At 69.1% G+C, this 11,023-nt stretch carries 11 protein-coding genes; 2 read left to right on the top strand and 9 right to left on the bottom strand.

The annotated features are described in order from the left end of the window. Both IPI43_26955 and IPI43_26950 read right to left on the bottom strand, forming a co-directional pair. The coding region (locus tag IPI43_26955; protein MBK7777716.1) for a flotillin family protein at positions 1-704 on the bottom strand (704 nt) is incomplete at its 3' end. 3 nt (positions 705-707) lie between these two features. Next, a complete protein-coding gene (locus IPI43_26950) occupies positions 708-1,043 on the bottom strand; it encodes a hypothetical protein (GenBank protein MBK7777715.1) in 336 nt (111 codons plus the stop codon). A 468-nt stretch (positions 1,044-1,511) separates the two neighbouring features. On the opposite strand from IPI43_26950, the gene IPI43_26945 reads away from it, so the two are divergent. After that, positions 1,512-2,492, top strand: a complete 981-nt coding sequence (locus tag IPI43_26945; GenBank protein MBK7777714.1) for a sigma 54-interacting transcriptional regulator — start codon at positions 1,512-1,514, stop codon at positions 2,490-2,492. A 24-nt stretch (positions 2,493-2,516) separates the two neighbouring features. Here the strand turns inward: IPI43_26945 and IPI43_26940 are convergent, their stop codons facing one another. From IPI43_26940 to IPI43_26915, 6 genes are all read right to left on the bottom strand, one after another. Continuing rightward, entirely contained in the window at positions 2,517-3,467 is a 951-nt protein-coding gene (locus IPI43_26940) for a Rieske 2Fe-2S domain-containing protein (protein ID MBK7777713.1), read from the bottom strand. Continuing rightward, positions 3,445-4,113 (bottom strand): TetR/AcrR family transcriptional regulator, encoded by a 669-nt coding sequence (locus IPI43_26935; protein MBK7777712.1) that lies wholly within the window; start codon positions 4,111-4,113, stop codon positions 3,445-3,447. Before IPI43_26935 ends, IPI43_26940 begins: the two co-directional genes overlap by 23 nt. A 49-nt stretch (positions 4,114-4,162) precedes the next feature. After that, positions 4,163-5,377 (bottom strand): EAL domain-containing response regulator, encoded by a 1,215-nt coding sequence (locus IPI43_26930; GenBank protein ID MBK7777711.1) that lies wholly within the window; start codon positions 5,375-5,377, stop codon positions 4,163-4,165. Further along, entirely contained in the window at positions 5,359-7,389 is a 2,031-nt protein-coding gene (locus IPI43_26925) for a response regulator (protein ID MBK7777710.1), read from the bottom strand. The genes IPI43_26930 and IPI43_26925 overlap by 19 nt, the downstream gene beginning before the upstream one ends. A 4-nt stretch (positions 7,390-7,393) precedes the next feature. Next, positions 7,394-8,557, bottom strand: a complete 1,164-nt coding sequence (locus IPI43_26920; GenBank protein MBK7777709.1) for a PAS domain S-box protein — start codon at positions 8,555-8,557, stop codon at positions 7,394-7,396. Positions 8,558-8,749: 192 nt separating this feature from the next. Further along, on the bottom strand, positions 8,750-9,991 hold the full coding sequence (locus tag IPI43_26915) for a serpin family protein (GenBank protein ID MBK7777708.1): 1,242 nt from the start codon (positions 9,989-9,991) through the stop codon (positions 8,750-8,752). A 92-nt stretch (positions 9,992-10,083) separates the two neighbouring features. On the opposite strand from IPI43_26915, the gene IPI43_26910 reads away from it, so the two are divergent. Continuing rightward, the gene (locus tag IPI43_26910) at positions 10,084-10,581 is read left to right on the top strand and encodes an NUDIX domain-containing protein (GenBank protein ID MBK7777707.1); all 498 of its coding nucleotides are present in this window, start codon (positions 10,084-10,086) and stop codon (positions 10,579-10,581) included. Between the two features lie 6 nt (positions 10,582-10,587). Here the strand turns inward: IPI43_26910 and IPI43_26905 are convergent, their stop codons facing one another. After that, on the bottom strand, positions 10,588-11,004 hold the full coding sequence (locus IPI43_26905; protein MBK7777706.1) for a hypothetical protein: 417 nt from the start codon (positions 11,002-11,004) through the stop codon (positions 10,588-10,590). Positions 11,005-11,023 lie beyond the last annotated feature (19 nt).

The following is an 11,023-nucleotide window of genomic DNA, read 5'->3' as shown; positions in this document are numbered from 1 at the left end:
GCATCGGAAGACTCCTGCTCGGCGTCGGCGGTGCCAATCAGGGCGTCGCGCCGCGCGCGTGCCTGCCCGAGCTGAGCGTCCTTCTGCACCACGGCCAGCTGAGGCTTACCGAGCTCCAACAAGAACCCCGACGGGTCGCGCACCTCACGGATGGTGAAGCTCACCACGCCGATGCCCATGTTGGCGAGGTCCGCGCTGGTGAGGCGCTGCACCGTCTGGGCGAACGACTCGGGGTTGGCGTGGATCTCCTCGAAGGGCAGCGTGCTGATCACGGCGCGCAGGTGACCCTGCATCATCTGATGAGCGATGTCGTTCATCTCGTTGCGGGACTTGCCCAGGAACATCTCGGCGGCGAGCGCCGTGGAGAGCGGGTCGTCGCTGAGCACTTTGATCTGAGCGACGCCGTCCACCACGATGGGCACGCCGTACTTGGTGAAGAACTCGGGCGTCCGGATGTCGAGCGTCATGAGCTCGACGGACATCACGTCCACCTTCTCCTTGAGGGGGACGACGAAGGTGCCGCCGCCGTGCAGCACCTGGAACTGATGCGTGATGTGCGCCCCCGTGGTGGCGTGCGTGTAGACCGCGCGGCGCCCGGAGACGATCAACACCTGGTTGGGACCGACGCGGTGGTAGCAGCGCGCCGCGAGCAGGGCTCCGAGGGCGAGACCCACGAACACGATGATCAAGCTGTGGACGAGCACGACTCATTCTCCTTCTGGATAGCTGCAGACCTCGGCCACTCGGCCCGTGAGGTCGACGATCAGGACGCGGGCCCCCCACGAGACACCCTCGTGGTGGATACCGCGCGCAGGCACGACGGTTACGCCGAACGGACCTGCCACCCGCACGGCGCCGACGCCGTGCTCCGGGATGGCGAGGACCACGGTGCCGATGGACCCCCGCCACGTGCGTCCCTCCGGACGGTGGAGCCTCACCCGCCGCAGCAACGTGCTGCTCACGGATAGGCAGAGCACGACTCCGAAGGCGAGCACGGAGACGTGGAGCACGTCCAACATGAGTTCAGGGCTGAGGGGTTCCACGCGCGGACCCTATGGAAGCTTCGTGCCAGCGCGTTTCCTCAGCGAATCGACGTCACCGCCCCTCCGCTCGATGGTGAAAATCCTCAGCGCATGAGACAAAGTCACACCATGCCCAGCCACGTGCTCGTCCTGGACACCGCCCCCCCGGTGCTCGGCCCGCTGGTCGACGCCCTGCGCGAGGTCGGCGGCTCGGACCTGGCGGTGGAGCATCGGCACGGCGGGGCGTTCGACCTCCACCAACTGGCGGCGTGCGACCTGCTGGTCTTCGACGCCGAAGCCGGGGATGGGCACGCGGGTGGGCTCGACCTCCTGGCCTCCATCCGCGCCCGGGACACGCGCGTTCCGATCGTGGTGACCGCCGAGGCCGGCACCGTGGCGGTGGCCCATGCGCTGGTCGAAGCTGGCGCCAACGACATCCTCGTGCGCGGGAGTCAGCTCCCCGAGCGGACCGCGACGTTGCTGGCCAAGATGCGCCCGTTGCTGCGCACGGTGCTGGAAAACCGCTCGCTCCGGCTCGACGTGCAGCGCCGCTTCGCCATCGTGGGCGAGTCGCCACCCGTGCTGGCCATGGTGGCGCGCATCGCGAAGGTGGCGCCCATCCCGCGCCCGGTGCTGGTGCTGGGTGAGCGCGGCACCGGCAAGGAACTGGTCGCCAAGGCGCTGCACGACGCCTCTGGGCGCTCTGGCCCCTTCGTGGCCGTGAACTGCGCCTGCTTCACGGACGAGCTGCTCGAGGCGGAGCTCTTCGGACACGAGCGCGGCGCATTCACCGGCGCGCACAAGCCCAGCCTGGGCAAGTTCGAGCTGGCCAACCAGGGCACGCTGTTCCTGGACGAGATCGGGCACATGTCCCTGCCCTTCCAGCGCAAGATCCTGCGCGCGGTCGAGTACGGGACCTTCCTGCGCGTGGGCGGCCAAGCCGAGCGCAGCGTGAGCGTGCGGGTGGTGGCGGCCACCAACGCCGACCTGCGCGCGCGCATGGGCGATGGGACGTTCTTGCCGGACCTCTACGACCGCCTGGCGTTCGAGGTGATCCACGTGCCCCCGCTGCGCGAGCGGCCGGGCGACATCGACGTGCTGGCGCGGCACTTCTTCGAGCGCTTCATGAGCGAGGTGCCCGCCTTCCACGGCAAGGTGCTCACCGAGGATGGACTCGAGGCGCTGCGCCACTACGCCTTCCCCGGAAACGTGCGCGAGCTGCGCACGGTCATCGAGCGCGCGGTGTATCGGGACACCACGCACGCCCTCACCGCCGAAGACATCGGCGAGCTGGGCCCGCCACGCAGCACCACCGCAGGGAGCTTCCGCCAGCGCGTCGAGGAACTCGAGCGAGCGCTCATCCACGAGGCCATGACGGCTGCGCACGGAAACGGCGCCGAGGCCGCGCGAGCCCTGGGGCTGGCCTACCACCAGCTCCGCTACTACCTGCGCAAGTACCCGCTGGCGTGAGCCGAGGTGCCCACCCCCGCACGCTCAGTCGAAGTACTGCGCGTACCACGCACGCAGCTGCATGATGGGCCCATCGCCGTCGCACAGCGTGGGCTTGTCGCGCCAGCGCTTGTGCTCCCAGATGCGCGCGTCTTGGCGGAAGCCGTGCATGACCACGCTCACGTACTCCCGCACGTAGTCCTCGGAGAAGCGCGTGCCCTGGCTCCCGGGCTGCATCATCAGGCCGAAGCGCAGGTCCACGTGCTCTTCGTCCACCATGGTGTGCGTGTTGTAGAGCACGGTCTCCACCACCGAGTGCATGTCGGTGATCTGGAACGAGGGCCCGTGGTAGACGGCCTCGAGCGTGTAGCCGGTGCTGGCGTGCTGGCCCATGCCGCGCCCCTCGGAGCGCTGGATGGCCTTGTGCCCCACGAACTCGTTCACGAACTCGGCCGGGTCGTTCTTGTGCACGGGCTTGAAGTGCGCCACGTCCACCACGTTCTCGAGGATCTCGCGCGAGTGCGTGCGGAGGCGCAGCTTGCCGTGCTGCCAGGCGGTCCACTCGGGGTGGCCGTACTGCGGGACGACCGGGATGTCGTACTCGGGCTCGCGGCCGCGCGGGTCGTAGTGCACGAACACGAAGCCGTTGCGCTCTACCACGCGGTGGCTGCCGAGCGCCGCGCGCTTGGGGAGGCGCGTGGCGTAGGGCACCTCCACGCAGTCCCCCGCGCCGTCGAACTTCCACGCATGGAACGGACAGCGGATGCAGCCGTCCTCCACGGTGCCTTGGCCGAGGTGCGCCCCGAGGTGCGGGCAGTAGGCGTCCAACACCACCGCGGCGCCCGCTGCGTCACGAAAGGCAATGAGGTCTCGCCCGAAGTAGCGCATGGCGTGCGGCGCTCCGGCGGTGACCTCGTCGGACAGCGCGACCACGAACCACCCGCGTGGATAGCCAGGAAACGCGCTGTTCTGTTCAGCGTGTGCGAATGCGGGCATGTGTCTCCTTCTTGCGGGGCGCGCGTGCGGGCTTCGCGCGCGGCACACGGTCCGCCATCATGGCGGCGGCCACGAAGCGGGCGGTCTGCTCCGCGCGCGCCTCGAGCGGGTACGCCCGGTCGTTGAACCAGTTGTTCAGCAGCATGGTCATGGACCCCGCCAGCATCTCGGCGTGGAACGCCACGTCGGCGCGCGCGTCCACCTCACCGCGGGCCTGCGCGTCTGCCACCAGCCCCTCGTAGGCGCGGTGCACCGCCGCCATCTGCGTGGCGCGCAGCTCGTTCTCTTCGGCGCCCGCAAACGCGCGCCCGAACAGCAGCCGCGTGAGCGACTCGGAGCGCCGAATGGTGGCCACCGAGCGCGCGAACCAGTGCACCAGCGTGGCCTCGAGCGGCTGGCCGAGCGCGCGCTCTTCCTCCAGGTAGCGCCGCAGCCGGTCGGTCATGTGGCCCGCCAGCTCGTCCAGCAGCGCCCCCTTGGACGGGAAGTAGTTGAAGAACGTGGCCCGCGAGACCCCCGCCGCCTGGGCGATGACGTCCACCGAGACCGCTGCGCTGTCCTGCGCTGCGAACAGCCGGCGCGCTTCGTCGCACAGCCGCTCACGCAGCTCGAGCTTCTTTCGTTCACGCAGGCCGACGACGCTCACAACGTGAACTATGGTCTATTTTTGGACTACAGTCTATGTTTCTTGCTGTTCAGGCGCCGGCGCTGGCGACTGCCCCACGCGCCATGGTCCAGCGCTTGAACGCTCCGGCTTCCATGGGCCGCGCGATGAAGTAGCCCTGACCCACCTCACAGCCCAGGCCGCGCAGGAGGTCCCAGTCGTCCTGGGACTCGATGCCCTCGGCCACGGACGCGATGTTGAGCTTGCGGGCCATGTCGAGGCTGGACTCGAGCACCACCCGCGCCGCCGCGTGGCGTGGGGCGTTGGCCACGAACGACTGGTCCACCTTCAGCTCGGTGAAGGCAATGCGCGTGAGCTGCTGCATGGACGAATAGCCGGTGCCGTAGTCGTCGATGGACAGGCCGAAGCCCTTCATTCGCAGTCGCGACAGGTTCTCGAGCACGTGGCCCACCTCCGTGGTGGTGGCGGACTCGGTCACCTCCAGGATCATGTGCCGCGGGTCGAGCCCCTGCCTCCGGACCACCTCGGTGACGCGGTCGGCCAGGTGCACATCGGCCAGCGACTTGACCGAGAGGTTGACCGACACGCTGAGATCCAGGCCGCTCGCGTCGCGCAGGTTCTGACAGAAGGCGGCTGACTTGCGCAGGATGATCCACGTGAGCTCGTCGATCAGCTTGCTCCCCTCCAGACGCTCGATGAACGCCAGCGGCGGCACGATTCCATCCATGGGATGGCGCCAGCGCGCCAGCGCCTCGGCACCACGGAGCGCCCCGGTCTGGAGGTCCACCTTGGGCTGAAAGTAGGGCTCGAACTCGTCGTTCCCGAGTCCTGCCTCGATCTCGTCCAGGCTGAACATGTGGACCCCGGGGCCCGTGCGCTTGCGCGACGCCATGTTGGCTGCGTGCCGCTTCAGCACGTCCGCCAGCTTGGCGGGGGTGATGGGCTTCTCGATGACGCCGATGATGTTCACGCCATAGGCGCGCGTCATGGTCTCGACCGAAGCCAGGAGCGAGGTCTCTACCGCGCTCGCGAGGATGACGGGCACCCGCCGCTTCGACGCTCCGAGGTGACGCACGAACTCCATTCCGTCCATGCCGGGCATGTCGAGGTCACTGATGATGATGTCGGGCTCCACGGTGGACCGGGCGAGGTGCTCTAGCGCGGATGCTCCATCGACCGCCATGGAGACATGCTTCGCGCCAAGCGCGTTCAGCATGGCCAGCAGCACGCTGCGCTGGAACGCATGGTCCTCCACGGCCAGCACGCTCACGTCGCGGAGCAGCACGAGGCCTCCGTACAGTAGGAGTCGAGGCGCTCGATCTCACGGTGGAACGTCCCGAGGGTCACCTCGATCGTGCTCCAGTCCGCAGCTCGCCCAGCCCGCTCGAGCTGTTCGCAGACGCGCGCAAAGGAGTTGGCGCCCACCATGCGGCTGGCACCCAGCATGCGGTGGGACGCCGACGCAACGCGAGCCACGTCCCCCGCGCCCACGGCCTCCAGCAACACCGCCGCGTCCTCGGCGTTCGCGCGTTGGAGCTCAGCGAGCAGGCCGCGCGAGAGTTCGCAGTTGCCGCCCGTGATCTCGGCCAGCACGCTGGGGTCGATGGGGACGTCTGGCTGGGTGAGGGGCAGCCACTGCGCCAGCACCACCGACAGCCCCTCGAGATCAATGGGCTTCGCGAGATAGGAGTCCATGCCCGCGGCGAGGCAGATGGCCTCGGCGTCGCCGAGCGCGTTCGCCGTGCAGGCCACGATGGGCGTGCGCGCCTTGCCGAGGGCGGCCTCCTGCGCGCGAACGCTGCGCGTCAGGTCATAGCCGCTCATCTCCGGCATGTTGCAGTCGGTGATGATCAGCCCGTATCGCCCGGTCTCCCAACCGGCGAGCGCCTCGGCCCCGGTGGCCACGCTCTCGGCCGCGTAGCCCAGCGTGTTCACCTGACGGATGAGCAGCTGACGGTTGATGGGGTGGTCGTCGGCGACCAGGATCAGGGTGCCATCCCGCTCGGCCTGCGAGAGATCCGGCGCCGCACGCGGCCGATCCGAGACGCGGTTTGCCTGCGAGGCATGGGTCGTGGACTTGGGTGCGGCGATGGCGCCTTCGTCCGCGAAGGGCAGCGTCAGCTCGAGGCTCATGGTGGTGCCCACGCCCAGCTCGCTCACCATGTCGATGGAGCTGCCCATCATGCCGGCCAGCGTCTGACAGATGGTGAGCCCGAGGCCCGTTCCGCCGAAGCGCGTGGCGGTCTGACTGGCGGCCTGGACGAACGGCTGGAACAAGCGGGCCTGGTCTTCGGTCGAGATGCCGATGCCGGTGTCGCTCACGGAGAAGCGCACGCGCTCCACGTCGTCTCCTTGGCCGATGCTCTCCGCACGGAGCTCGATGGACCCGCTCGACGTGAATTTGAGGGCGTTGCTCACCAAGTTGTTGAGGATCTGCCGCAGGCGCGTGGGGTCCACCAAGTGCGCCGGGCGGATGTTGGGGTCCACGCAGCAGCGCAGCGCGACGCCCTGGCTGCGCGCGTTCCCGGAGTAGATGCCAATGACGGCGTCGACCGCCGCGGCAACGCTGGCGGGCTCGGGCAGCACGGCCAGCTTGCCGGCCTCCATCTTCGAGAAGTCGAGGATGTCGTCGATGATGCGGTGGAGCGTGGCGCCAGACTCGCGCACCACGTCCAACATCGCGGCCTGCGACGTGTCCAAGCGCGTGAGCCCCAGCAGCTCCAGCATGCCCAGCACGCCGTGCATGGGCGTCCGAATCTCGTGGCTCATGGTGGCCAAGAAGATGCTCTTCGAGCGGTTGGCGGCCTCGGCGTTCTCCTTCGCCTCTTGGAGCTCCACCTCGAGGATGCGATGCAGCTCCTGGTCGGCGACGATCTGGTCGTAGAGGCGCTTGGTCTCCATGTACTGAAGCCGCACCTCGAGCATGTTGTGCACGCGCGTGAGCACCTCCACGAGGTCGAAGGGCATGCTCACGAAGTCCTTGGCGCCAGCGCGCAGGGCTCGCAGCATCTGGTCCGGCTGCGTGGTGATCACCAACACGGGCACATCGCTGCCGGCGGGCAGCGCGCCGAGGGCCGCGAGCACCGCGAAGCCGTCCAGGCCCGGCATCATCAAGTCCAGCAGGATCAGGTCGTACTGATGCTCGGCGTGCAGCGCACAGATCTCGTATGGGTTGCGCGTGGACATGACCGACGAGTAGCCATCGCGGCGCAGCAACCGGTCCAGCAGGCGCACGTTGGTCTCGAGGTGGTGGGCGATCAGGATCTTCGCGCCGTGGAAGTCGGTGTTGGAGATCATGGCATCACCGCAACGCGGCCTCCGGCTCGACGCTGGTGTTCACCTCGAACCAGAACACGCTGCCGGAGCCCACCACGCTGTCCACCCCCATGGCGCCGCCCATGAGTTCGAGGAGCTGCCGGGCCACCGCGAGCCCCAGGCCCGTGCCCTCTTGACCGCTGGCCTCGCGGCCCACGCGATGGAACGGCTGGAAGAGCTGCACCAGCTGCTCGGGCGTGAGCCCGGGGCCCTGGTCCGCGATGCTGACGCGCACGCGCCCCGGAGTGCTGACGTCACAGCGCACCGTCACCGTGCCCTCGGGACGGTTGTACTGGATGGCGTTCGTCAGCAGGTTCATCAGCACCTGCTTCAGCCGCGTGCTGTCCACCCGCACGAAGCAGGGCGTGGTCAACAACGGGAATGCCATGCGAACCCCGCGCGCTCGCGCGGGTGCCTCGGTCATGCCTTGGCACTCCAGCATCACGGTCGCGAGCGACACGGGCTCGAGCGAGAGCGACAGCCTGCCGGACTCGATCTTCGCGAGGTCGAGGATCTCGTTGATCATCTGCAGCAGGTGCCGGCCCGCCTTGCGAATCTCGCGCAGGCTCTCGCCCTGGGACGCCGTGGGCTTCGGCGAGTCCGACTCCATCAGCTGCGCGAAGCCCAGGATGGCCGTCAGCGGCGAGCGCAGCTCGTGGCTCATGCTGGAGAGGAAGTCGGCGTTGGCGAGGTTGAGCTGCTGCGTGACGACGTTGGTGGCGTGAAGCTCCACCCCTCGCGTCGCACCGGTGATGAACAGGAGGAAGCCCTTCACGTCACCCTGGGCGTCGAGCAGCGCGCGCGCGCTCACTTCGGCCCGAAAGCGGCTGCCGTCCTTGCGAACTTGGGTGAGCGGGAAGACGTCCTCACCGTCGCGGGCGGCCTTGAACGTGAGCGCCTCGAAGCCGGGCTCCACCCGTGCACCCCGCTGCCCACTGAGCAGCCGAGCGCGGGCCACGAGCTCGTCGGGGTCCGCGAACGCGGCGGGCGTGACCTTGTCCAGCACCTCGCAGGGCGCGAAGCCGAACGCCCGCTCGGCGCCCACGTTGAACACCTGAATCACGCCCGCGGCGTTGGTCACGATGGTCGCGACGTGGGTGCTAGCCAGTAGCGCCGCCTGGAGGGCATGGGAGTCGAAGGTGTGAGGCATGGCGTCGGCATCGGAGTTCGCACTCAGATACCCAGACGTGTGCACCTTTCGGGCCACGCCCCGCGCAGCGCAGAATGCGGACAGAAGCAGCTTGTTTGCCGCGATGAGCGCATCAGGATGATGGACCGACACCGCCATTCCGACGTGTGCTGCCATCCCGGCAGACACCCGGTGGCGGGGGTCGACCGGCGCTCAGCGTGGGTCGGTGACGCGGCCCAGGAAGAGGATCATCCCGGACTGCCGGTCACGCAGCGCGAAGAGGAATGGCTCGTCGGCCCGGAAGACGAAGATGGGCTGGGGCGCTGGGGCAGCGGCCTCCACCACCACCACGGCGGTGGCTGCAGCGGCCTCGGTGCCGGACTCGTCCACGCGCAGGAACGCCTGGTGCAGGATGTTCCCCACCACCAACGGGCCCCGGTCAGCGCGCGGCTCGGCCATGCCCGTGAAGTCCGCTAGCGCGGGGTCGAACGCGTTGGTCACGCCCAGCTGCTGGAGCGCTCCCACCAAGGACAGGCTGGGTTCGAGCTTCACCTCGAAGCGCGGGACGGCCACGATGGCCTCGCCGTGCTGTAGGGCTGCCATGAAGCTCTCCCACATGGCGAGGTCGAGGCCGCGCTCCAGCTCGGCGAGACCGTGGCGCGCCTCGGGGAGCACGAACACCATGGAGAAGCGGTCACCTTCGTATGGCAGCTCGAGGATGCGTGCGCCGGCCACCGTGGCACGGCGTGCGTCCAGCCGGGTGTTCATCATGGGCACCCGGAACTCGTGGGTGACGCTGGCCTGGAAGGCCTCCGGGCGGGTGGCTTCATGCTCGAAGGCGTGCTCCCAGGTGCCCAGGAAGTACGCGGCGTTGACCAGCACCAGGCTCGTGGCGTCGGTCACCGTCCCAGGCGCCAGCAGGTCTTGGATGCGGTCGTGGGTGCGCTCCTCCACCCACTCGTTGATCTGCACCCGCACGCCGTCGCTGTCGCCGCGGAAGTCCACGCGCTCGAAGGGAGCGGCGTAGCGAGCCTGGGCCAGCGCCAGGAACTCGGCGCGCAGGTCGTAGGTCTGCTCGCCGTACAGGCGGTTGGCCACGGCCAGCGGCGAGCCACCCTGGTTGTAGGCGTGGATGAGCCCCGCCGCGCCGGCGTGCGTGCTGTCGTCGAAGCCGAAGGGCTGGGCCAGCTGGGTGGCCGTGTCCCCCCGCGCGCCCGCCCAGGTCATGGCCAGCGCCAGCGAGATGCTGCCCGGCGAGAACACCTGGTTGCCCGCGGGCCGACCGCGAAAGAGGTCGAAGGCGAAGCGGTTGGTCCCGCGCGCAAAGCGGGTCTGGGCATCGGGCGTGGCCCCGGCGAGATCCGTGGGCAGCGCCCCAGCGCCGTTGGCGTGGCCCCCTCCGCACGCTTCGCAGGCGGCACACAGCAGGAACAGCGCGGTCAGGAGGCGAGGCATGCGTGAAGGTCTCATGCCCGCGAGACCCAGTGCCCCGCGCGAAGCTTGGGAACGCCGTTGACCCGTCGCGGGCACGCACGCACGCTCCTGCGATGACCAAGCCCCAGAAGCACAGCCACTGCTCGTTCTGCGGGGCGCCCTTCCCCACCGGCATGGCGTGGCCGCGGCGCTGCACGGCCTGCACCATGGTCTCGTATCTGAGCCCCAGCCCGGTGGCCATCTTGCTCTTGCCGGTGGACGCGGGCTTGCTGGTCATCCGCCGCGGCATCCCCCCGCACCGGGGCGAGCTGGCGCTGCCAGGAGGCTTCATCGATCACGAGGAAGAGTGGCGCGCCGCTGCCGCCCGCGAGCTGTTCGAGGAGACCGGAATTCAGGTGGACCCCGAGGGCATCCGTGAGCGCCGGGTGCTGAGCGCTCCGGGCGGGACGCTGCTCATCTTCGGCGAAGCGCAGCCCGTGCGTGCCGAAGACCTGCCCGCGTTCGTGCCCAACCACGAGGTGCTGGAGCGCACCGTGATCCACCAGCCCGTGCCGCTGGCGTTCGAGCTGCACGCGCTCGTGGTGGCCGACTTCTTCGCACGCCGGGCCTGAGCTGCCTCAGGGCGGCCCGAACGAGGTCTCGCACGCCAGGTCCACGCAGCGCACGCTCAGCACGAGCCCTTCCTGCTGGAACGTTCCGTCGCTGGCCACGTCGGGCCGCGACATGCAGCGGCACATGGCCACCGTGGGCTCGCAGGCCCCCTCCGCCGCGTCGAAGTCGGCGCGCTCGTCCACGCGGATGCCCACCTGAGTGTACGAGCCGCAGCAGTCGAGCCGATGGCGCACCACCACGCAGTCGGCGTCCACGTCACAGTGGCGCTGCAGCGGGGCGAACTCGTTGGGGGGGTCCCCTGCGCACGTGAGCTGCAGCGGTGCATGCTGCGGGGTCTCGGTGGCCCCCGGCTCGCTCGCGGCGGAGGCGCCACAGCCAGAGAGAAGGAGAACAACCAGGGTCAGCGTGGGTAGGTGGTGCATGGGGTGTCTGCGCACAGTG

This window comes from Sandaracinaceae bacterium (assembly GCA_016706685.1).
GTDB lineage: Bacteria > Myxococcota_A > Polyangia > Polyangiales > Houyiibacteriaceae > JADJJE01.
This window is presented reverse-complemented; position numbering and strand designations above follow the sequence as displayed.